Raw genomic sequence first — 22,310 nt, 5'->3', positions numbered from 1 at the left:
GCCATGCCTGAAGAAAACTTCGGGAGACTCACCATGCGTGCTGCTCGACTCAAAGCTGTTCTGCCACGGGAGCTGCTGGCTTCGGTGGTTGTGTTCCTGGTCGCCCTGCCCCTATGCATGGGCATCGCGATTGCCTCGGGGCTGCCGCCGGCCAAGGGGCTGATCACCGGCATCATCGGTGGTCTGGTCGTTGGCTGGTTGGCCGGCTCGCCGCTACAGGTCAGCGGCCCGGCGGCGGGCCTGGCCGTTCTGGTATTTGAACTGGTCCGCCAACACGGCATTGCCATGCTCGGGCCCATTTTGTTGCTGGCGGGTTTGCTGCAATTGATGGCCGGTCGCTTGAAACTGGGATGCTGGTTTCGGGTGACGGCGCCTGCGGTGGTGTACGGCATGCTGGCCGGGATTGGCGTGCTGATCGTCCTGTCTCAGGTGCATGTGATGCTGGATGCCGTGCCCAAGCCCTCGGGCCTGGATAACCTGGCAGCCTTCCCGGCGGCGCTGGCTCAGGCGTTGCCCACGTTTGGCTGGCAAGCCGGTTTGCTAGGTTTGTCGACGATTGCTGTCATGTGGCTGTGGGAAAAATACCGTCCGCAATCCCTGCGCTTCATTCCTGGCGCGCTACTCGGCGTCGGTCTGGCCACGCTTGCCAGCCTGGTGTTGGCGTTGCAGGTCAAACGGGTTGAGGTGCCGGCCAACCTGACGGAAGCCATCGACTGGCTGAAACCGGCGGATCTGCTCAACCTAGTGGATCCAACCTTGCTCTCGGCCGCGGCGGTTGACCGCATGCACAGTGGCCAGCGCTCGGATTTCGACCGGGAATTGTCGGCACAAGGTGTCGGCAACATGTTGTGTGGCCTGTTCGGCGCATTGCCAATGACCGGCGTTATCGTGCGCAGTTCGGCGAATTTACAGGCCGGAGCATCCACGCGTTTTTCGACCATTCTCCACGGCCTGTGGCTGCTGGCGTTCGTGCTGTTGTTGTCCAGCGTGCTGCAAAGCATTCCGGTGGCAAGCCTGGCGGGCGTGCTGGTGTACACCGGCTCCAAACTGGTGGATCTCAAGGTTTTTCGTGGTTTGGCCCGGTATGGTCGGGCGCCGATGTTCACTTACGCGGCAACTGCGCTCGCCATCGTTTTCACGGATCTGCTGACGGGCGTATTGATTGGCTTCGGCCTGACGTTGTTGAAACTGGCACTGAAAGCCTCTCGCTTGAAGATCAGCCTGATCGACCTGCGTCAGGAAGGGGAAATGGAATTGCGCCTGGTGGGCGCGGCGACCTTCCTCAAAGTGCCGGCGCTGACCCAGGTGTTGGGCAGTATTGCGCCGGGCACTACGGTGCATGTGCCGCTCAACAATTTGAGTTACATCGATCACTCGTGCCTGGAGCTGCTGGAGGATTGGGGGCGGGCGAATGCGGCCAAGGGCTCGAAGCTGTTGATTGAATCGCGGGGATTGAAGCGAAGGTTGGAGGGGCGGGTACGGACGAATACCGGCATTGGTGCAGTTGGCTGAGGTTCCTGTGCAGGAGCGAGCTTGCTCGCTCCTGCAGGGGAATTTTATTTACCGATGGATCAGGCAGCCGGCTGATCCAGTTCCAGTCCTACGCCCAAACGGCGGGACATGCACGGCCAGCGTTTCCACGCGGCGCCGGTGTCCGGGCTGTTGAGCTTCTCACGGTAGGCTTCCACCGATTCCAGCGCGAAGCTTTCGTCGTTGAGCATCTCGTCGATGGCGTGATGCACCGCCTCGTCCAGTTGGTTGGCAAATTCCTCACCGATCAATTGGTGAGCAATCAGGTTGGCGACAGTCATGTCCAAGGGGATCAGTGGCTGGTCGAAATGCTTGATGTACAGGTCGTTGACCTCTTCGACAAACCGGTGCGCCAGGTAGGCTTCATCCAGCAGGCTGTCGAGCCCCACATGACCGGCCATGATGGCTGGTGGCTGTAGGAAGTACTGCTCGGCGATGTTCAGCACCGGTTTGATCTGTGACTCGATGCCCGCTTCCCTGGCGACGTCATTGGCGGCGTCCAGCAGATCAGGAACTTCATTGATGTAAGCGGCGACAAAACGCGTCAGCACGCCATTGGCGTCCGCTTCCGGCAACTGGATCGCCGGGTGTAGATGAGGCAGTTTACTTTCCAGCTGACGCGTCAGCTGGCCGGTCTCGGCTTCGTGTTGTTGGGCTTTTTGGATCTGCTCGCGCAATGCGGCGGTGTTCATGAAAACTCCAGGAAACAAGGCAATGAAATAGGGAAGACATAACTTAGCTGGCTTATGAAAAATGCTAAGACGCATTTGTCATAATTATTTCATCCTTGAGACGGCCCCGTTATATCGATTGGCCACCACTCGTCTGCATCCTTCTCCATTCGTGCCCTGCAAAGCAAGTTAATGCTGTTTCAGATGATTTACGCCTCCGCGTTGCGAGGTCGGAGGTGCTGTCTATACTCGGGTTGGAATGGAGTTAGCTGATAACGCCCGACTGCATGTGCAGCAAGGCCCGGCGATTCAAGTTCGTAGTCTGATGCAGCCGCTCCCTTGCCGCAGGTGAAAGCCGGCGGGATAACAAGAACGATAAGGGGAACCCGCAATGATGCGACATCCACATGTCTGGATGGGCCTCCTGTTGTGGTCGATTTTCAGTCAGGCGCAAGCGGCCTGGACTGTGAATATGGCGCCTGGAGCGACTGAAATCAGTCACGCAGTATTCGACCTGCACATGACCATTTTCTGGATCTGTGTGGTGATCGGCATCATCGTTTTTGGTGCCATGTTCTGGTCGATGATTCTCCACCGCCGCTCAACCGGGCAGGTGGCCGCCAAATTTCATGAAAGCACCACCGTTGAAATCCTCTGGACCATCGTGCCCTTCCTGATCCTGGTGGCCATGGCGATTCCCGCTACCGCGACCCTGATCAGGATGTACGACGCCAGCGAGCCGGAAATCGATATCCAGATCACCGGCTACCAGTGGAAGTGGCACTACAAGTACCTGGGCCAGGACGTCGAGTTCTTCAGCAACCTGACCACCCCCCAAGATCAAATCCACAACAAGGAAGCCAAGAGCGAGCACTATTTGCTCGAAGTCGACAAACCATTGGTGCTGCCGGTCGGCACCAAGGTGCGCTTCCTGGTGACCTCCGCCGACGTGATCCACTCCTGGTGGGTGCCGGCTTTCGCGGTCAAGCGCGATGCGATTCCCGGGTTCGTCAATGAAGCCTGGACCCGCATCGACAAGCCCGGCATCTACCGTGGCCAGTGCGCCGAGTTGTGCGGCAAGGATCACGGCTTCATGCCGACCGTGGTCGAGGTCAAGGAAAAGGCCGATTACGAAAAATGGCTGGCCGATCGCAAGGTCGAGGTCGCGCAGCTCAAAGAGCTGACCAGCAAGGAATGGACGCTCGACGAACTCAAGGATCGCGGCGACAAGGTCTATCACACCACCTGCGTGGCCTGTCACCAGGCCGAAGGCCAGGGCCTGCCGCCGATGTTCCCGGCACTCAAGGGCTCGAAAATCGCCACCGGGCCGAAAGAGGCTCACCTGAGCCTGGTCTTCCATGGCAAGCCCGGCACCGCGATGGCGGCGTTCGGCAAGCAACTCTCGGAAGTCGATATCGCGGCGGTCGTGACCTATGAACGTAATGCCTGGGGCAACAACAAAGGCGACATGGTCACGCCAAAAGAAGTGCTGGAGCTGAAACAGGCGGAAAGCAAATGACCCGGTCTATTGCGCACGTACGGAACCGGTCGGGGCTACGCACCCCGGCTTGCCCAGCCCATCTGTTTGCAGGAGACAGGACATGACTGCTGTAATCGATGAACATGTTCATACCGCCACCGACCACGCCCACGGCCCCGCCAAGGGCCTGATGCGTTGGGTGCTGACCACCAACCACAAGGACATTGGCACGCTGTACCTGTGGTTTGCGTTCTCCATGTTCCTGCTGGGCGGCTCGTTCGCGATGGTGATTCGCGCCGAACTGTTCCAGCCGGGACTGCAAATCGTCCAGCCGGAATTCTTCAACCAGATGACCACCATGCATGGCCTGGTGATGGTCTTCGGTGCGGTAATGCCGGCCTTCGTCGGCCTCGCCAACTGGATGATCCCGCTGATGATCGGCGCGCCGGACATGGCCCTGCCGCGGATGAACAACTTCAGCTTCTGGCTGTTGCCGGCAGCGTTCCTGCTGATGGTATCGACCCTGTTCACCGCCGGCGGCGGGCCGAACTTCGGCTGGACCTTCTATGCCCCGCTGTCGACGACTTACGCGCCGGAAAGCGTGACCTTCTTCATCTTCGCCATCCACTTGATGGGGATCAGTTCGATCATGGGGGCGATCAACGTGATCGCGACCATCCTCAACCTGCGCGCCCCCGGCATGACGCTGATGAAAATGCCGCTGTTTGTCTGGACCTGGCTGATCACCGCGTTCCTGTTGATCGCGGTGATGCCGGTACTGGCGGGCTGCGTGACCATGATGCTGATGGACATCCACTTCGGCACCAGCTTCTTCAGTGCCGCCGGTGGCGGGGACCCGGTGTTGTTCCAGCATGTGTTCTGGTTCTTCGGTCACCCCGAGGTGTACATCATGATCCTGCCGGCGTTCGGCGCCGTCAGCTCGATCATTCCGGCCTTTTCGCGCAAGCCATTGTTCGGCTACACGTCGATGGTCTACGCCACGGCGAGTATCGCGTTCCTGTCGTTCATCGTGTGGGCGCACCACATGTTCGTGGTCGGCATTCCGCTGGTGGGTGAACTGTTCTTCATGTACGCCACGTTGCTGATTGCGGTGCCCACCGGGGTCAAGGTGTTCAACTGGGCCAGCACCATGTGGCAAGGCTCGCTGACCTTCGAGACGCCGATGCTGTTCGCCGTGGCGTTCGTGATCCTGTTCTCCATCGGCGGTTTCTCCGGGTTGATGCTGGCCATCGCCCCGGCGGACTTCCAGTACCAGGACACCTACTTTGTGGTCGCGCACTTCCACTATGTGCTGGTGCCGGGGGCGATCTTCGGGATCTTCGCTTCGGCCTATTACTGGATGCCGAAATGGACCGGCCACATGTACGACGAAACCCTCGGCAAGCTGCATTTCTGGCTGTCGTTCATCGGCATGAACATGGCTTTCTTCCCGATGCACTTCGTGGGGCTGGCGGGCATGCCGCGGCGAATCCCGGATTACAACCTGCAATTCGCCGACTTCAACATGGTGTCGTCGATCGGCGCATTCATGTTCGGCGCCACGCAGATCTTCTTCCTGTTCATTGTGATCAAGACCATTCGCGGCGGCCCCCAGGCACCGGCCAAACCGTGGGATGGGGCTGAAGGCCTGGAGTGGAGCATCCCGTCGCCGGCGCCATATCACACCTTCACTACGCCGCCGGAAGTGAAATGAACACCACAACCCTTGTAGGAGCGAGCTCGCTCGCGATGAGTGTCAACGATAACGCTGGAAGCCTGATACCCCGCGGCGTTCTCAGGTTTTTCGCGAGCGAGCTCGCTCCTACAGGGTTTGGTGTAGAGGCTGGAAATCATGGTTGACTCGATTTCGATGAAGAAGCTGGTCACCCGGCTATTGCTTGTGGTGGCGGCGATGTTTGTCTTCGGCTTTGCGCTGGTGCCGATCTACGACGTGATGTGCAAGGCCTTCGGCATCAACGGCAAGACTGCCGGGCAATACGAGGGTGAGCAAACGGTCGACACTTCGCGGCAGGTGCGTGTGCAGTTTCTGTCGACCAATACAGCCGATATGCCCTGGGACTTCTATCCCAAGGGCGAGGAACTAGTGGCCCATCCGGGGGCGGTGAACGAAATGATCTTCATCGCCCACAACCCCACCGACAAGCCGATGAGTGCCCAGGCCGTGCCGAGCATCGCGCCCAGCACCGCGGCGGCGTACTTCCACAAGACCGAATGTTTCTGCTTTACCCAGCAAGTGCTGCAGCCCGGTCAACGGATTGAGATGCCGGTACGTTTCATCGTTGACCGTGACATGCCCAAGGATGTGAAGCACCTGACGCTGTCTTACACGCTGTTCGATATCACCGCCCGACATCCACCGGTAGCTGTAAACACTGGCGGCTGAGCGTGCCCGATAAGGAGAACAATAAATGGCAACTCATGAACATTATTACGTTCCCGCCCAGAGCAAATGGCCGATCATCGCCACGCTCGGCATGGTCACTACTGTGTACGGCCTGGCCACCTGGTTCAACGATCTGAAAGCGGCGCGCCCGGAATCCCACGGGCCGCTGATCTTCTTCGTTGGCGGATTGCTGCTGGCCTACATGCTGTTCGGCTGGTTTGGTACGGTGATCAAGGAAAGTCGCGGCGGTTTGTACAGCCCGCAGATGGATCGCTCGTTCCGCTGGGGCATGAGCTGGTTCATTTTCTCGGAGGTGATGTTCTTCATCGCCTTTTTCGGAGCGCTGTTTTATGTGCGCAACATTTCCGGCCCGGCCCTCGGTGGTGAAGGCGCCAAAGGCATCGCACACATGCTGTGGCCGAACTTCCAGTTCACTTGGCCGCTGCTGGACAACCCCGACTCGAAACTGTTTCCGCCGCCCAAGGAAGTCATCAGCCCCTGGGGCCTGCCGCTGCTCAACACTGTGTTGCTGGTGAGCTCCAGCGTGACCGTGACCATCGCCCACCATGCCTTGAAAAAGGGTCATCGCGGCGCACTGAAGCTATGGTTGGCGCTCACCGTGTTGCTGGGCTGCGCGTTCCTCACCTTCCAGGCCGAAGAGTACATGCACGCCTACCACGAACTGGGTCTGACCCTGGGCTCGGGCATCTACGGCGCGACCTTCTTCATGCTCACCGGATTTCACGGCGCCCACGTAACCATCGGCACCATCATCCTGTTCGTGATGCTGATGCGGATCATGCGTGGGCACTTCGACAGCGAGCACCAGTTCGGCTTCGAAGCGGCGAGCTGGTACTGGCACTTCGTGGATGTGGTGTGGATCGGGCTGTTCGTTTTCGTCTATGTGCTTTAGAGCAGCTTGCAGGAGCGAGCTTGCTCGCTCCTGCAGCTACCACGGGACATGGGACACCAACTGGCCGCTGTAAAAGCCCCAGGTAATCAAGCCAAGGGTAAGGGCGGCCAGGGTCACACGAACACTCAAGGCAATGACGAGGCGGTTTGAGCGGCTGTCGTCCTTGACCAGAAAAAACAGGCCGCTGAACAGGCTGACAATCGTGGCAATCAGCATCAGGACGATGGCTGCTTTGAGCATGGTTAAGACTCCGGGGGGAGAAGCGATGCACTTAAGTATAGCTATCGCGATGACCGACTTTCTGGCGATGCCATGAAGCGCTTTCGGCCGGGTATCGTGCCAACGCTGGTGGTCGCGCTGTTGCTGCCGCTACTGGTGTCCCTGGGGTTCTGGCAATTGAGCCGGGGCGCGGAGAAACGCGCGCTGCTGCAAACCTACGCCGAGCGCCGGGCTGCCGAGCCGATGGCCAGCACCGAACTGCAGTACACCACTGACCCTGCCTTTCGCCGGATTCGCCTGCACGGCCAGTTCGATGCCGAACACAGCCTGCTGCTGGACAACAGTCAACGCAACGGCAAGGTCGGCGTCGAGCTGTTGCAACCGTTTCACGATCAGGCCACCGGGCTTTGGCTGCTGGTCAATCGCGGCTGGTTGCCATGGCCGGAGCGCCGCACACCACCTCAATTCAAGACACCCACCGAAGCGGTAAGCCTCGACGCATGGGTCTACGTTCCCCCCGGTGCGACGTTCCAATTGCACGCGGATCCCTCAACGTTGACATGGCCGAAGCTGATTACGGCCGTTGAGCCAACCAGGCTCTGGACTGCACTGAACCGCGAAGGTTTTGCCTACGAACTACGCGCCGAAACCGGCCCTGCCACCTATCAGGCGGACTGGCCGGTGGTCGCCACGGGGCCGGAAAAACACATCGCTTATGCCGTGCAGTGGTTCGCCATGGCGATTGCCCTGTTCGGTCTTTATCTCTATCTCGGCTGGCACAACGCAAAGGAGAAACACCATGGGAGCGGCCATGAATCCACCCAGCATGTCTGAGGCGAAACCGTCGGTAAACCGGCGCAAGGGCCGCTTGCAACTGCTGCTGATCCTGCTCGGGGTGATCGGTCCGATGATCCTCGCCACCGGCATGTACAAGCTGAACTTCTGGGTGCCCGAGGTCCGCAGTTATCACGGCGAACTGATCGGCAATGGCCAGACCCGTGCCGATATCGGCGTGCCGGCCCAGGAGGATCGTTGGCAGATGCTGGTGACGGCGCCCAAGGATTGCGCGGTGGACTGCCAGCAACTGGTGTATCTGGCGCGACAGATCCAGATCGGCCTCGGTCGCGACGCGTCCCGCGCCAGCCATGCATTGGCCGTCGCACAGACGTTGAGCAGCGATTACGAGACTAAACTTCAACGCGAGTACCCGCAGTTGCAACGCTATTCACTGGACTTGCCGACCTACATTAAAGGCGCTCAGAGCAATGACGCGCCGCACCTGTGGATCATCGACCCTCACGGCAATCTGGTGCTGCGCTACGACCCGTCGGTGAAAGGCAAGGACCTGCTCAACGATCTGCGTCACCTGCTGAAACTGTCGAACATCGGATAAGGGCATCGTCATGGCCAAGCCTGGATTTCGCCTCGCGCTGTTTGCCACCTTGCTGGCACTGATTGTGGTGTTGCTCGGCGCCTACACCCGCCTGACCCACGCCGGTCTCGGCTGCCCGGACTGGCCTGGCTGCTATGGCTTCATCAGCGTGCCGAAAAGCGAAGCCCAGCTGGCCCATGCCGAATTGCATTTCCCGGACACTCCGGTCGAGGCCCACAAGGGCTGGAACGAGATGATCCACCGCTACTTCGCCGGCACACTGGGGATGTTGATCGCGGTGCTGGCCGGTCGCGCGTGGGTGCATCGCCGCCATCCGGGGCAACCGGTGAAGTTGCCGTTGTTTCTGTTGGGGGTGGTTGTTGGCCAGGCCGCTTTCGGCATGTGGACGGTAACGCTCAAGCTCTGGCCGCAGGTGGTCACCGGGCATTTGCTCGGCGGCTTTGCGACCCTGAGCTTGCTGTTTCTGCTGACCTTGCGCCTGTCCGGCGTGCTGCCGGCGCTGACCGTGCCACGACGCTTGCAGTACTGGGCGACAGCGGGGCTGTTGCTGGTGATCGGGCAAATCGCCCTCGGCGGCTGGGTCAGTTCCAATTACGCCGCCGTGGCCTGCATCGACTTTCCGACGTGTCACGGCCAGTGGTTGCCACCGGCCGACTTCGCCAACGGCTTTCACTTGACTCAACACATCGGCCCGAACTATCTCGGCGGGCAACTGGACAGCAACGCCCGTACGGCCATCCACCTGACCCATCGCATCGGTGCGTTGCTGGTCACCCTGGTATTGCTCGGTCTGGCCTGGCAATTGAAGGTGGTCGGCATGACACGCCTGGCAGGTCTGGTGCTGATCGCGCTGGGTGCACAAATCACCCTGGGCATCAGCAACGTGCTGTTCCATCTGCCGTTGCTGGTGGCCGTCGCGCATAACGCGGGCGGCGCGGCGCTGTTGCTGACCATGGTGTTGGTCAATTACCACGCCCGAACCAGTCTGGTCCGGGTCAAGCAGCCAGCGCGCTGGCACTTCAGCCCGCGTAAACACTCAGCCGGGCCCATAACAACAAAAGGAGAGACGCCATGGCGGTTCTGATCGGCGAACGTCCCAGTCAGGCGATCTGGCGTGACTACCTGGAACTGACCAAACCCAAAGTCGTGGTGCTGATGCTCATCACTTCACTGGTGGGAATGTTCCTCGCGACCCGTGCCGGGGTGCCATGGACAGTGCTGATTTTCGGCAACCTGGGCATCGCCCTGTGTGCCGGTGGCGCGGCGGCGGTCAACCATGTGGTGGACCGGCGCATCGACGCGATCATGGCGCGCACCCATAAACGGCCTCTGGCCGAAGGCCGGGTTTCGCCGACCGCCGCACTGACGTTCGCGCTGGTATTGGCGGCCCTCGGGCAAGCCATGCTGCTGGCGTTTACCAACCCGCTGACCGCGTGGCTGACCCTGGCCTCGCTGCTCGGCTACGCGGTGATCTACACCGGATTTCTCAAGCGTGCGACCCCGCAGAACATCGTCATCGGCGGTCTGGCGGGTGCCGCGCCGCCGTTGCTCGGCTGGACCGCTGCCACCGGTCACGTCAGCGCCGAGCCGCTGCTGCTGGTGCTGATCATCTTCGCCTGGACCCCGCCGCACTTCTGGGCGCTGGCGATCCATCGCAAGGAGGAATACGCCAAGGCGGACATCCCGATGCTGCCGGTCACCCATGGCGAGCACTACACCAAGATTCATATCCTGCTTTATACCTTCGCGCTGCTCGCGGTCAGCCTGATGCCCTACGTGATCCATATGAGCGGCACGCTCTACCTGGTGTGCGCGCTCGGGCTGGGTGCGCGGTTTCTGCAATGGGCCGTGGTGCTGTACCGTGGCACTCGGCCGCACGCGGCGATCAACACGTTCAAGTACTCTATCTACTACTTGTTCCTGCTGTTTATCGCCCTGCTCGTAGACCACTACTTACTGTTGACCCTATGACTCGAACCCAGAAAACCGTCTTCATACTCGTCGCCCTGATCGCACTGATCCTGGGGCTGACCGTCAACAAGGTGCTGTCCGGGAAAAACCAGGGCGATCCGACGGCGCTGATCGACGCCGGCATCATTTTGCTGCCGCAGAGCCGTAATCTGCCGGACGTGACGATGACCAATCAGGACGGCCAGCCGGTCACGATCAATGAATTGAAGGGCAAGTGGAGCCTGCTGTTCTTCGGCTACACCTTCTGCCCGGACATCTGCCCGACCACTCTCGCCCAACTGCGACAGATCAAGAGCGAGTTGCCGCCCGAGGCGGTGGATAAACTGCAAATCGTGCTGGTCAGCGTCGACCCCAATCGCGATACGCCCAAGCAGCTCAAGCAGTACCTGGGCTACTTCGACCCGCAGTTCGTCGGCCTGACGCCAGCGTCGACCGAAGAGCTGCAAAAGGTCGCCAATGCGGTGAGCATTCCGTACATTCCGGCGGACACCAGCAAGCCGAATTACACCGTCGACCACAGCGGCAACCTCGCGGTGATCGGGCCGGATGGTACCCAGCGCGGCTTCATCCGCGCGCCGTTGAACAATGCGAAGCTGGTGGCGCAGTTGCCGGTGATGCTCAAACGACCGTAAAAATTCCGCTAAACCTGTGGGAGCGGGCTTGCCCGCGATAGCGGGCGGACATTCAATATAGATGCTGGCAATGATGGCCCTATCGCGGGCAAGCCCGCTCCCACAAGGTCTGTATTCCAGGCATAAAAAAACGGGGACGCATTCAATGCGCCCCCGTTTTTTTCAATCGAATCAGATCAGAACGCCGGCACCACTGCGCCTTTGTACTTCTCGAGGATGAAGGCCTTCACTTCCGGGCTGTGCAGGGCCGCCACCAGTTTCTTCATCGCTTCGCTGTCCTTGTCGTCCGGACGAGCCACCAGGATGTTCACGTACGGCGAATCGCTGCCTTCGATCACTAGCGCATCCTTGGCCGGATCGAGCTTGGCTTCCAGCGCGTAGTTGGTGTTGATCAGCGCGAGGTCGACCTGGGTCAGCACGCGTGGAATGGTCGCGGCTTCCAGTTCACGGATTTTCAGGTCCTTGGTGTTCTCGGTGATGTCCTTGACGGTCGACAGGATGTTGTTCGAATCCTTCAACTTGATCACGCCGGCCTTGGCCAGCAGCAACAGCGCACGGCCGCCGTTGGTGGCGTCGTTGGGGATGACCACGTTGGCGCCGCCAGGCAGTTCAGCGAGGGTCTTGTACTTGCTGGAGTAAGCGCCCAGGGGTTCCAGGTGCACGCCGGCAACCGACACCAGGTTGGTGCCCTTGGCCTTGTTGAACTCATCCAGGTAGGGCTGATGCTGGAAGAAGTTGGCGTCCAGGCGCTTTTCCGCGACCTGTACGTTCGGCTGGATGTAGTCGGTGAAGACCTTGACCTTCAGGTCCACGCCTTCCTTGGCCAGCGCCGGTTTAACGAACTCGAGAATTTCCGCGTGTGGGACCGGGGTCGCCGCGACCGTCAGAGTGTCGGCGGCGTGGGCGGAAAAGGCTGCAACGGCAGCGAACGCGACGAGTAGTTTTTTCATTCAGCTAACTCCATGTGAGGCGCCCGTTCGGCGCCTGCCAGCGAATGGCCGGCTCATGTCTTACTTACGGGAAAAATGGACGACCAACTTGTCGCCAACGGTTTGCAGTACCTGAACCAGTACCAGCAGCAACACCACTGTCACCACCATTACATCGGTCTGGAAGCGCTGGTAACCGAAGCGGATCGCCAGGTCACCCAGACCACCTGCGCCGACCACACCGGCCATCGCCGTGTAGGACACCAGTGTAATAGCTGTCACCGTGATCGCTGCGAAGATGCCCGGACGGGCTTCTGGCAACAGTGCATTGGTAATGATCTGCCGCGTGGTCGCGCCCATGGCCTGGGTTGCTTCGATGATGCCGCGATCGACTTCACGCAGGGCGGTTTCCACCAGGCGGGCGAAGAATGGCGTGGCGCCGACCACCAGCGGCGGGATCGCACCGGCTACACCGAGGGACGTGCCGGTGATCAACACAGTGAACGGAATCATCACGATCAGCAGAATGATGAACGGCAGCGAACGCAGAATGTTCACTACCAGCGACAACATCGCATAGACGCCTTTGGCTTCCAGCAACTGGCGCGGGCTGCACAGGAACAGCAGCACACCCAGCGGCAAGCCGAGCAGCACGGTGAACAACAGCGAACCGCCGAGCATCAGCAGGGTGTCGCCGGTGGCCAGCCAGATTTCGAGCCAGTCGATATTGGCGAAGAAACTTGTCAGGGCTTCCATTAGCGCAGCACCTCCATGTGGACGTCCGCTGCGGTGAAGCGTGCGAAGGCCGCTTCCATGTCACCGCCGGTCACCGCCAAGGTCAGTTGCCCGTAAGGGACGTCTTTGATGCGGTCGATACGGCCAGCCAGAATGCTGTAGTCCACACCGGTTTCCCGGGCGACGGTGCCCAGCAACGGCGCGTAGGTCGCTTCGCCCTGGAAGGTCAGACGTACGATGCGACCCGGGACATGGGCAAAGTCGTCACGCTGTTCGCTTTCGTCGATGTGCTCGTCTTCTTGCACGAAGCGCTTGGTGGTCGGGTGCTTCGGATGCAGGAACACCTCGGCCACCGAACCTTGCTCGACGATCACGCCGGCATCCATTACTCCGACCTGGTCGCAGACCCGGCGGATCACGTCCATTTCATGGGTGATCAGCACGATGGTCAGCTTCAACTCGCGATTGATCTCGGCCAGCAACTGCAGGACCGACGCCGTGGTTTGCGGGTCGAGGGCGCTGGTGGCTTCATCGCACAGCAAAATTTTCGGCTTGGTCGCCAGGGCGCGGGCAATGCCGACGCGCTGCTTTTGCCCGCCGGACAATTGCGCCGGGTACTTGTTGGCGTGATCGGACAAACCGACCCGGGCCAGCAATTCGGCGACGCGACGGTCGATGTCGCTGCGGGACAGTTCACCCGCCAGCGTCAGCGGCAGCGCGACGTTGTCGGCAACGGTCTTGGAGGCCAACAGGTTGAAGTGCTGGAAGATCATCCCGACCTGTTGACGGAAACGGCGCAGGCCGTTGGCGTCGAGTGCGGTGACTTCTTCACCGTCGACGGTGATCTTGCCGCCACTGGCGTTTTCCAGGCGATTGATCAGACGCAGCAGGGTACTTTTTCCTGCGCCGGAATGACCGATCAAGCCGAAAACCTGCCCGTTCTCAATCGTCAGACTGGTCGGATGCAGGGCGGGGATTTCCTTACCGGCGACGCGGTAGGTTTTATGGACGTTTTGAAACTCGATCACGTAGCGAACCTTGTGGGGCGCGTTAAAAAAGGGTCAGCGGTTAGCCGGGCGCGCATTTTAGCCTGTCCGTATAGAGGTTCTTAGCATTTATTTCGCATTTGTCCTGTCATTTGGCAATAACGCGAAGGCGAAGGCCAAAGGAATTCCGGCTTGAAATCCTCTTGCGAGGAAGGACGTCTTCACAAGCAAGCCCTCTCCCACAATGGTTCTGCGTCGATCACAGATCCAGTGTGTGGGAGCGAGCCTGCTCGCGATGCTTTCAGGGTTTGCGCGGACTCAGCACCATCTGCGCCGGAACACTGCGCAAAATCTGCCGCTCCAGCTTCAGATCAAACTCAGGATCGAGTTTCTTCACCCGTTTGGTCAGCAAATTAGCCAGCCAAGGGTAATCATTGGTGCGCGGAGCCTGAATGCTCACGTCGCACTGAAAATTCACCACATCGGCGGCGATGGCGTCCAGTTGGCGACGCAATTTGCCCATATCGTTGATATTCAGCGCGACCGTGGTGCTTTCAGCCGTTAGATCGATGACCTTGGCTTTTGGTTTGGCTTCGGCAGCCTTGAGGTCGGCTTCGGCTTTTTCCAGCTCGGCCTTGCGCGCCTGGGCAATCGAGCCGTTGACTCCACCGGTCAGCGCCGGAGCCTTGGGCATCAACGCGCGGGCACGGCTCAGGGCGGTCGCGGCGGCATCCACGTCACCCTTTTGCAACACAATCTGGCTGCGGCGCAGATAGGCTTCGGCCAGTTGCCGCTGGTATTGCTCAAGGGAAGCATCGGTAGGCGATTCGGCCTGCATGGCTGCCAATTGGTCTTCGGCGGTGGCCAGTTCATCGCTGGCGATGTTTTGTTCCAGCTGTACGATGGCCGCGGCCCGCGCATCGGCGGCCACGGTGGCCGCCGGTGGCGTGCTTTGGCAGGCGCCCAGCAGCAAAGAAAATGCGACAAGGAGCAGATAACGGGAGGCGAACGACTTCATTCCTGCGACTCTCTATTTGCGCAAAAAACGAGCAAGTCTACACCCCTCGACGGGGCAGAACAAAACTCAGCAGAAACAGCACGGCGGCTGCCACCACAATCGACGGGCCGGCCGGGGTGTCCTTGAACCAGGACAGCGCCAGCCCGCCACACACGGCGAGTATGCCAAGCAGGCTCGCGCCCAGTGCCATCTGCTCCGGTGAGCGGGCATGACGTTGTGCCGCGGCAGCCGGGATAATCAGCAACGAAGTGATCAGCAACACGCCGACGATTTTCATTGCCACGGCAATCACTACGGCAATCAACAGCATCAGGGCCAGGCGCAATCCCGCCACCGGCAGGCCTTCGACCCTGGCCAGTTCTTCATGCACCGTGATCGCCAGCAATGGGCGCCACAACGCAACCAGCAAGCCCAGTACCGCAGCGCTCCCGCCAAGAATCCAGGCCAGATCGGTTGGACTGATTGCCAGCAGGTCGCCGAACAGATAGGCCATCAGGTCGATCCGCACTTCGTGCATGAAGCTTAGTACCACCAGGCCCAGAGAGAGCGTGCTGGGCGCAAGAATCCCCAAAAGCGTATCGGATGCCAAAGGCTGGCGTTGTTGCAATGTCACCAGCAACACCGCCAACAGCAAGCAGCCAACGGTGACGGCAACGGTCGGGCTGACATCCAGCAGGAAGCCCAGGGCCACGCCGAGCAATGCTGCGTGGGACAGCGTGTCGCCAAAATAGGCCATGCGCCGCCAGACCACGAAAGACCCCAGCGGGCCTGCGACGACGGCCAGGGCCAGGCCTGCAAGCAGGGCGTAGAGCAGAAAATCAGCCATGCTTGCAGCTATCTCCGTGAACATGGTTATGGCCCGAGCCGGGCGCCTTGACCACCGAGCCATGCAAGTCGTGGGCGTGGTCGTGATGGTGGTGATAAATCGCCAGGCTTTGTGCGTTTTTTCCGAACAGCTCGACGAAAGCCGGATCGCCGCTGACCTGCTCGGGATGGCCGGAGCAGCAGACGTGGCGATTGAGGCAAACCACCTGATCCGTGGTGCTCATCACCAGATGCAAATCGTGGGAGACCATCAGTACGCCGCAACCGTGGCGGTCGCGCAGGCGGGTAATCAGGCTGTACAGCTCGGCCTGACCGGCCACGTCGACACCCTGCACCGGCTCGTCGAGCACCAGCAATTCAGGTTCGCGCAACAAGGCCCGGGCCAGCAACACGCGTTGCATTTCGCCACCGGAAACGCTTTGCACCGGGCTGTCGATCACCTGTTCGGCGCCGACTTCCTTGAGTGCCGCCAAGGCCATCGCACGGTCTACGCCCGGCACCAGGCGCAAGAAACGCAGGACCGACAACGGCAAAGTCGGATCGACATGAAGTTTTTGCGGCATGTAACCGACCCGCAGCTTCGGCTTGCGCCAGACGCTGCCGCTGTCGGGTTTCAACAGGCCGAGCACGGCACGCACGAGTGTGGTCTTGCCGGCGCCGTTGGGGCCGATCAGGGTAACGATCTGCCCCGGCTCGACGCTCAGCTCAATGTTGTCCAGCACCGGTTGCCCGGCGAACGTGACGGCAACCTGCTCAAGACGGATCAGTGCGTTGCTCATCAAGCCCCCTGGCAGCCCGAGCAGAGACCGACCACTTCGACGGTCTGGCCTTCGACGACAAACCCGACATCCCTGGCACTGGCGATGATCGCGTCGCTGATGGATTTTTGCTCAAGTTCGATCGCAGCGTGGCATTGACGGCAGATCAGGAACTGACCCTGATGGGCATGTTCCGGGTGATTGCAGCCGATGAAGGCGTTGAGCGAGGAAATGCGATGGACCAGCCCGTTGTCCAGCAAGAAATCCAGCGCGCGGTACACCGTCGGCGGTGCGGCGCGGCGACCGTCCTGCTCGCTGAGGACCGCGAGAATGTCGTAGGCACCCAAGGGCTTGTGGCTTTGCCACACCAGTTCCAGCACTCGCCGGCGCAAGGCGGTCAGGCGCAGGCCTTGACGTGCGCACAGGGCATCGGCCTCGGACAAAGCGCTGTGAACGCAATGTGAGTGGTCGTGGGGGCGGCTGGCAATCGGTGTTTTTAGCATGAGCGGCGACGAGTTTTGTGAGAGACGTTATTATGTTACCCGTTCTCGCCTCTTCGAGTGGTCATCGTGTCCCGACTTTTTTCTATCTTTGTCGCAAGTTTTCTGCTGATCGGTTCGGCGCAGGCCGAGGTCAAGGTTCTTACCAGCATCAAGCCTCTGCAGTTGATCGCCGCGGCTGTGCAGGACGGCGTGGCGATTCCTGAGGTTTTGCTGCCGCCGGGTGCCTCGCCGCATAACTATGCGTTGCGCCCATCCGATGTGCGCAAGGTGCAATCGGTGGACCTGCTGTACTGGATCGGCCCGGACATGGAAGGTTTCCTGCCGCGCGTGCTCAATGGTCGTACGCTGCCCAGCGTCGCCGTGCAGGATTTGCCAGGCATGAAACTGCGCCGCTTTGCCGAAGATAGTCACTCCCACGCCGAAGAAGCCGACGAACACGACCACGATCACCGCCCGGGAAGCCTGGATGCGCATTTGTGGCTGTCGCCGGTTAACGCACGGGTCATTGCCGCGAAAATGGCGGCTGACCTGAGTGCCGCCGATCCTGACAATGCCGCGCGCTATCAGAGCAATCTGAAAGCCTTCGACGAGCGTCTCGATGCGCTGGATACGCGCCTGAAAGAGCGCCTGGCCGGAATTCAGGGCAAACCTTACTTCGTGTTCCACGAAGCTTTCGATTACTTCGAAGACGCTTATGGGCTCAAGCACGCGGGTGTGTTCAGCGTCGCAGCCGAAGTGCAACCCGGTGCCCAGCATGTCGCGACGATGCGCGCGCGTTTGCAGGAAGTCGGCAAGACCTGCGTGTTCAGCGAGCCACCGCTGCGTCCGCGCCTGGCGGAAACTCTGGTGGCGGGTTTGCCGGTGAAACTGGCTGAACTGGATGCGCTGGGCGGGTACACACCGGCGACTGCTCAGGGCTATGAGCAGGTGCTGGAGAAGTTGGGGAATGATCTGGCGGGGTGCCTGGAGTCGTTGTAATCGACACCGAACCCTGTGGGAGCGAACTTGCTCGCGAAGGCGGCTATACATTCAACATCAAAGTTGACTGAACCAGCGCTATCGCGAGCAAGCTCGCTCCCACAGGTCAAAACTTTTAAAGGGCGAAAGGCAGTAGGGTGCTGACCGTCTGCCGCTGCGCCAAACGCAGCTGGAACTCCATCGGATCGTGAATCAACACATCCTGTCCGGCGAACGATTCCGCCGCGATCAAACGGGACAACCAGAAGCGCACACATGCCACCCGCAACATGGTCGGCCACAACTCGGCTTCGGCCGCGGTAAACGGTCGCAAGGCCGCGTAGGCACCCAACAAGGCCCGCGCTCGCGGTCCATCGATCACGCCATCGTCGTCCGAGCACCAGTCGTTCAAGGCAATTGCCACGTCGTAGAGCATCGGCCCGGAGCAGGCGTTGTAGAAATCGATCAGCCCGGTAAGGTGCGTGCCTTCGAACATCGCGTTGTCGCGGAACAGGTCAGCGTGAATGTTCGCCCGCGGCAGTGCGAGGATTTTTTCCTTCTGCCGGGTGATTTCTTCCAGCGCCCGTTGCAGCAGGTCTTTCTGTTCGGCACCGAGGTGTGACAGGAACTGTGTGCCCTCTTCCAGCATCCAGTCCAGGCCGCGATCGGTTTTGCGCTTGATCATGTTGGCCTGGGTCGCCAGGTGCAGATGGCCGAGCAACTCACCGACCTGCGCGCAATGTTGCGCGTTGGCTTGCTTGATGTGCTTGCCGGCCAGGCGCGGTTGCAGCAACGCAGGCTTGCCCGCCAGTTCGCGCAAGGCCACACCGTCGGTGGTGCGCAGGGCGTAAGGCACCGGCAGGTCGGCACCGTGCAGCACGTCGAGCAGTTCGATGAAGAACGGCATTTCCTGAACCGGACCGCGCTCGACCAGGGTCAGGACGAATTCGCCCTGCTCCAGGCTGATAAAGAAGTTGGTATTTTCGCTACCGGCGGCAATCCCCTGGAAATCAAGCAGGCGGCCGAGGCCATAAGGGGCGAGAAAAGCTTCCAGCTCGGGCCGAGCCAGGGGGGTGAACACAGACATGTTTAAACTGCCAGTACGGGCGCCGCTGTTGAGCCAGCGCCGATTAAAGTTAAGGACGACTTACCACTTAAATATTTCCCACGCCGGAATCAGCATATCCGGGTAATCCGAGCGAATGAAGTTACCTTCTGATCCGTCGGCGCGTACCAGGAAATACGGCTTGCCGCCTTTGGGCGTGACTTTGATCGCATACAGGAAGCCGTTTTGGCGGTATTCCTGGATGAGCTTGTCCCCTTCCGTGCGGATCGTGACTTCAGGCTCCGGTGTCGGCGCATCGTCCGCCGCCATGACGGCCAATGGGGCGATTGCAAACAAGCCAGTCAGCAACAGGCGATTTAGTGTGCGCATGATAACCTTGTCCCTTTGTCGTCAACGGTCCCGCTATTCTAGCGCCGGACCCGCCGAAAAGGTTGATCCTGCTCATGAGCCAAGCCCCCCTCGTCCTGGTGGACGGTTCTTCTTACCTGTACCGCGCTTTTCACGCGCTGCCGCCGCTGACCACGTCCAAAGGCCTGCCGACCGGCGCGGTCAAGGGCGTGTTGAACATGCTCAAGAGCCTGCGCAAGCAGTATCCGGACAGTCCGTTCGCCGTGGTGTTCGATGCCAAGGGTGGGACTTTTCGCGATGACATGTACGCCGAATACAAGGCCAACCGTCCGAGCATGCCTGACGACATGCGTGTGCAGATCGAACCGCTGCATCAGAGCGTGATCGCCCTGGGCTTCCCGCTGCTGTGCGTCGAAGGCGTCGAGGCCGATGACGTGATCGGCACCCTGGCCCGCAGCAGCGCGGCGGCGGATCGTCCGGTGATTATCTCCACTGGCGACAAGGACATGGCGCAACTGGTCGACGGCCACATTACCTTGGTCAACACCATGACCGGTAGCAGCATGGACGTGGAGGGCGTGAAGGAGAAATTCGGCGTCGCTCCGGAGCAGATCATCGATTATCTGGCGCTCATGGGCGATTCTTCCGACAACATTCCGGGTGTTCCGGGTATCGGCCCGAAGACGGCTTCAGGCCTGCTGGTGGGTGTGAACGGCGGCCTGACCGAACTCTATGCGCAGCTCGATATCGTGCCGACCCTGCCGATTCGCGGCGCCAAGACCTTGCCGGCCAAGCTCGAAGAGCACAAGGAGATGGCATTCCTCTCCTATCAACTGGCAACGATCAAGGTCGACGTGCCACTGGACATCGGTCTCGATGACTTGCAGATGGGTGCGGAAGATCCGGACAAGCTGTTCGAGCTCTACACCCTGCTGGAGTTCAAGAGCTGGCTGAACGATCTGCAACGGGACGCCAAGCGTATCGAACTGAGCAGCGCTGCCGAGCCTGAGCCGGCGGTTGATCTGTTTAGCACCGACGAGGCGGAGGCACCCGTTGTGGCCGCTGAAGCCCAATATGAAACCATCCTTGATCAGGCGCGGTTCGATGCCTGGCTGGAAAAGCTGAACAAAGCCAAGCTGTTTGCCTTCGACACCGAGACTACCGGCATCGATGCACAGCAGGCGCAACTGGTGGGCCTGTCGTTCGCGGTTCAGGCCAACGAAGCGGCCTACATCCCGCTGACCCATTCCTACATCGGCGTGCCACAGCAGCTGGACCGCGACGCTGTTCTGCGCGCGCTAAAGCCGATTCTGGAAGACCCAAACAAGCTCAAGGTCGGTCAGCACGCCAAGTTCGACATGAACATCCTGGCCAACTGCGCCATCGGCGGCGATCAGGACAATGGCATTACCGTGCGCGGCATCGCCTTCGACACCATGCTTGAGTCCTATGTGCTCAACTCCACGGCCACGCGCCATGACATGGACAGCCTGGCGCAGAAATATCTGGACCACGCCACGGTAAGTTTCCAGGACATCGCCGGCAAAGGCGTGAAACAGCTGACGTTCGATCAGATCGCCCTGGAGCAGGCCGGACCTTACGCCGCCGAAGATGCGGATATCACCTTGCGTCTGCACCAGACCCTGTTCGAAAAGCTCTTGGCCATTCCAAGCCTGGCCAGTGTGTTGACTGACATCGAAATCCCGTTGGTGCCGGTACTGGCGCGTATCGAGCGCCAGGGCGCATTCGTCGACGCCGCCCTGCTGGGTGTGCAAAGCATCGAACTGGGCGACAAGATGGTGGCGCTGGAGCGTGAAGCCTTCGAGATCGCCGGCGAGGAGTTCAACCTCGGTTCGCCCAAACAGCTCGGCGTGATCCTTTACGAGAAGCTCGGCCTGCCGGTATTGAAGAAAACCGCCAAGGGCCAGCCGTCCACCGCCGAAGAAGTGCTGGCCAAGCTGGCAGAAGACGACTATCGATTGCCGAAAGTGCTCATGGAATACCGTTCCATGAGCAAGCTGAAAAGCACCTACACCGACCGTCTGCCGGAGCAGATCAACCCGCGTACCGGGCGGATCCATACCTCGTACCACCAGGCGGTGGCGTCCACCGGCCGGCTGTCCTCCAGCGATCCGAACCTGCAGAACATCCCGGTGCGCACCGCCGAAGGGCGTCGCATCCGCCAGGCCTTCGTGGCTCCGGCCGGTTACAAGCTGCTGGCGGCGGACTATTCGCAGATCGAACTGCGGATCATGGCGCACCTGTCCCGGGACGAGGGGCTGATGAACGCCTTCCGCCACAATCTGGACGTACACACCGCGACCGCCGCCGAAGTGTTCAAGGTCGAGTTGGCCGACGTGACCTCCGACCAGCGCCGCAGTGCCAAGGCGATCAACTTCGGCCTGATCTACGGCATGGGCGCTCAGAAGCTCGGCAAGGACATCGGTGTCGATACCAAGACCGCCAAGGCCTACATCGACACCTACTTCGCCCGCTACCCCGGCGTTCGCCAGTACATGGACCGCACGCGTGCCCAGGCCGCCGAGCAAGGTTATGTCGAGACGATCTTCGGTCGTCGCCTGTACCTGCCGGACATCAACTCCAACAAGCCGCAAGAGCGCGCCGCCGCCGAACGCACGGCGATCAACGCGCCAATGCAAGGCACCGCTGCGGACATCATCAAGAAAGCCATGGTTGCGGTGGATAACTGGCTGACCGCGTCTGGCCTCGATGCCAAAGTCATTTTGCAGGTGCACGATGAACTGGTGCTTGAGGTGCGTGAAGACCTGGTCGACCAGGTTCGCGATGAAATTCGCGTGCACATGAGCGAGGCCGCGAAACTGGATGTCCCGTTGCTGGTCGAAGTGGGTATTGGAAATAACTGGGATGAGGCTCACTGAGCCATCTGAAAAGACCTGTTCTGCTGCGGCATGGTGCCGCGGCAGAAGGGCGCCAGTCGTTTAGACCGGAAG

General features: G+C 60.3%; 23 protein-coding genes. 12 read left to right on the top strand and 11 right to left on the bottom strand.

What is annotated here, in order from left to right; translation table 11 throughout:
• The first annotated feature begins 33 nt into the window (after positions 1-33).
• Positions 34-1,512: a SulP family inorganic anion transporter gene (locus RS887_RS27270; protein ID WP_322617807.1), complete on the top strand. Its 1,479-nt coding sequence runs from the start codon at positions 34-36 to the stop codon at positions 1,510-1,512.
• 59 nt (positions 1,513-1,571) lie between these two features.
• Here RS887_RS27270 and RS887_RS27265 read toward each other — a convergent pair whose 3' ends face one another.
• Entirely contained in the window at positions 1,572-2,222 is a 651-nt protein-coding gene (locus RS887_RS27265) for a hypothetical protein (RefSeq protein ID WP_322617806.1), read from the bottom strand.
• 370 nt (positions 2,223-2,592) lie between these two features.
• Between RS887_RS27265 and coxB the strand changes: the two genes are divergently transcribed.
• From coxB to RS887_RS27245, 4 genes are all read left to right on the top strand, one after another.
• Complete coding sequence (coxB, locus tag RS887_RS27260) at positions 2,593-3,720, top strand: cytochrome c oxidase subunit II (RefSeq protein ID WP_008018431.1); 1,128 nt, start codon at positions 2,593-2,595, stop codon at positions 3,718-3,720.
• An 82-nt stretch (positions 3,721-3,802) separates the two neighbouring features.
• Positions 3,803-5,395 carry a cytochrome c oxidase subunit I gene (ctaD, locus tag RS887_RS27255; protein ID WP_322617805.1) on the top strand — a complete coding sequence of 531 codons (1,593 nt, stop codon included), beginning with the start codon at positions 3,803-3,805 and terminating at the stop codon, positions 5,393-5,395.
• Positions 5,396-5,533: 138 nt separating this feature from the next.
• A complete protein-coding gene (locus RS887_RS27250; protein ID WP_322617804.1) occupies positions 5,534-6,085 on the top strand; it encodes a cytochrome c oxidase assembly protein in 552 nt (183 codons plus the stop codon).
• Between the two features lie 25 nt (positions 6,086-6,110).
• On the top strand, positions 6,111-6,998 hold the full coding sequence (locus tag RS887_RS27245) for a cytochrome c oxidase subunit 3 (RefSeq protein ID WP_322617803.1): 888 nt from the start codon (positions 6,111-6,113) through the stop codon (positions 6,996-6,998).
• A 36-nt stretch (positions 6,999-7,034) separates the two neighbouring features.
• On the opposite strand, the gene RS887_RS27240 is transcribed toward RS887_RS27245, so the two are convergent.
• Positions 7,035-7,238: a twin transmembrane helix small protein gene (locus tag RS887_RS27240; RefSeq protein ID WP_111283270.1), complete on the bottom strand. Its 204-nt coding sequence runs from the start codon at positions 7,236-7,238 to the stop codon at positions 7,035-7,037.
• 72 nt (positions 7,239-7,310) lie between these two features.
• Here RS887_RS27240 and RS887_RS27235 point away from each other — a divergent pair, with 72 nt between their 5' ends.
• From RS887_RS27235 to RS887_RS27215, 5 genes are read left to right on the top strand one after another with little or no spacing between them, the layout of a single operon-like run.
• Entirely contained in the window at positions 7,311-8,051 is a 741-nt protein-coding gene (locus RS887_RS27235; RefSeq protein WP_322617802.1) for an SURF1 family protein, read from the top strand.
• On the top strand, positions 8,017-8,610 hold the full coding sequence (locus RS887_RS27230; RefSeq protein ID WP_322617801.1) for a hypothetical protein: 594 nt from the start codon (positions 8,017-8,019) through the stop codon (positions 8,608-8,610). The genes RS887_RS27235 and RS887_RS27230 overlap by 35 nt, the downstream gene beginning before the upstream one ends.
• Positions 8,611-8,620: 10 nt before the next feature.
• Entirely contained in the window at positions 8,621-9,694 is a 1,074-nt protein-coding gene (locus RS887_RS27225) for a COX15/CtaA family protein (RefSeq protein WP_322617800.1), read from the top strand.
• Positions 9,682-10,581, top strand: coding sequence for a heme o synthase (gene cyoE, locus RS887_RS27220; protein ID WP_322617799.1), 900 nt, complete (start codon positions 9,682-9,684; stop codon positions 10,579-10,581). The genes RS887_RS27225 and cyoE overlap by 13 nt, the downstream gene beginning before the upstream one ends.
• The gene (locus tag RS887_RS27215; protein WP_111283278.1) at positions 10,578-11,213 is read left to right on the top strand and encodes an SCO family protein; all 636 of its coding nucleotides are present in this window, start codon (positions 10,578-10,580) and stop codon (positions 11,211-11,213) included. Before cyoE ends, RS887_RS27215 begins: the two co-directional genes overlap by 4 nt.
• A gap of 176 nt (positions 11,214-11,389) precedes the next feature.
• On the opposite strand, the gene RS887_RS27210 is transcribed toward RS887_RS27215, so the two are convergent.
• The 7 genes from RS887_RS27210 to zur form a co-directional block, all read right to left on the bottom strand.
• Entirely contained in the window at positions 11,390-12,163 is a 774-nt protein-coding gene (locus RS887_RS27210; RefSeq protein ID WP_008018442.1) for a MetQ/NlpA family ABC transporter substrate-binding protein, read from the bottom strand.
• 60 nt (positions 12,164-12,223) lie between these two features.
• Positions 12,224-12,898 carry a methionine ABC transporter permease gene (locus tag RS887_RS27205; RefSeq protein ID WP_008018443.1) on the bottom strand — a complete coding sequence of 225 codons (675 nt, stop codon included), beginning with the start codon at positions 12,896-12,898 and terminating at the stop codon, positions 12,224-12,226.
• Positions 12,898-13,905 (bottom strand): methionine ABC transporter ATP-binding protein, encoded by a 1,008-nt coding sequence (locus tag RS887_RS27200; protein WP_008018444.1) that lies wholly within the window; start codon positions 13,903-13,905, stop codon positions 12,898-12,900. Before RS887_RS27200 ends, RS887_RS27205 begins: the two co-directional genes overlap by 1 nt.
• A gap of 259 nt (positions 13,906-14,164) precedes the next feature.
• The gene (locus RS887_RS27195; protein WP_322617798.1) at positions 14,165-14,881 is read right to left on the bottom strand and encodes a PA5502 family lipoprotein; all 717 of its coding nucleotides are present in this window, start codon (positions 14,879-14,881) and stop codon (positions 14,165-14,167) included.
• Positions 14,882-14,918: 37 nt separating this feature from the next.
• Entirely contained in the window at positions 14,919-15,707 is a 789-nt protein-coding gene (znuB, locus tag RS887_RS27190; RefSeq protein WP_008018446.1) for a zinc ABC transporter permease subunit ZnuB, read from the bottom strand.
• On the bottom strand, positions 15,700-16,485 hold the full coding sequence (gene znuC / locus RS887_RS27185) for a zinc ABC transporter ATP-binding protein ZnuC (protein ID WP_111283286.1): 786 nt from the start codon (positions 16,483-16,485) through the stop codon (positions 15,700-15,702). The genes znuB and znuC overlap by 8 nt, the downstream gene beginning before the upstream one ends.
• Positions 16,485-16,967: a zinc uptake transcriptional repressor Zur gene (zur, locus tag RS887_RS27180; protein ID WP_111283288.1), complete on the bottom strand. Its 483-nt coding sequence runs from the start codon at positions 16,965-16,967 to the stop codon at positions 16,485-16,487. Before zur ends, znuC begins: the two co-directional genes overlap by 1 nt.
• Positions 16,968-17,033: 66 nt before the next feature.
• Between zur and znuA the strand changes: the two genes are divergently transcribed.
• A complete protein-coding gene (gene znuA, locus RS887_RS27175; protein ID WP_322617797.1) occupies positions 17,034-17,945 on the top strand; it encodes a zinc ABC transporter substrate-binding protein ZnuA in 912 nt (303 codons plus the stop codon).
• Between the two features lie 115 nt (positions 17,946-18,060).
• On the opposite strand, the gene RS887_RS27170 is transcribed toward znuA, so the two are convergent.
• Both RS887_RS27170 and RS887_RS27165 read right to left on the bottom strand, forming a co-directional pair.
• On the bottom strand, positions 18,061-19,011 hold the full coding sequence (locus RS887_RS27170; RefSeq protein ID WP_322617796.1) for a homoserine kinase: 951 nt from the start codon (positions 19,009-19,011) through the stop codon (positions 18,061-18,063).
• A 60-nt stretch (positions 19,012-19,071) separates the two neighbouring features.
• Positions 19,072-19,359 (bottom strand): DUF2782 domain-containing protein, encoded by a 288-nt coding sequence (locus RS887_RS27165; protein ID WP_008018452.1) that lies wholly within the window; start codon positions 19,357-19,359, stop codon positions 19,072-19,074.
• Between the two features lie 74 nt (positions 19,360-19,433).
• Between RS887_RS27165 and polA the strand changes: the two genes are divergently transcribed.
• Positions 19,434-22,238 carry a DNA polymerase I gene (gene polA, locus RS887_RS27160; protein ID WP_322617795.1) on the top strand — a complete coding sequence of 935 codons (2,805 nt, stop codon included), beginning with the start codon at positions 19,434-19,436 and terminating at the stop codon, positions 22,236-22,238.
• Positions 22,239-22,310 lie beyond the last annotated feature (72 nt).

The organism is Pseudomonas sp. BIC9C, assembly GCF_034541995.1.
GTDB classification, from domain to species: Bacteria; Pseudomonadota; Gammaproteobacteria; order Pseudomonadales; family Pseudomonadaceae; genus Aquipseudomonas; species Aquipseudomonas fluorescens_CC.
This window is presented reverse-complemented; position numbering and strand designations above follow the sequence as displayed.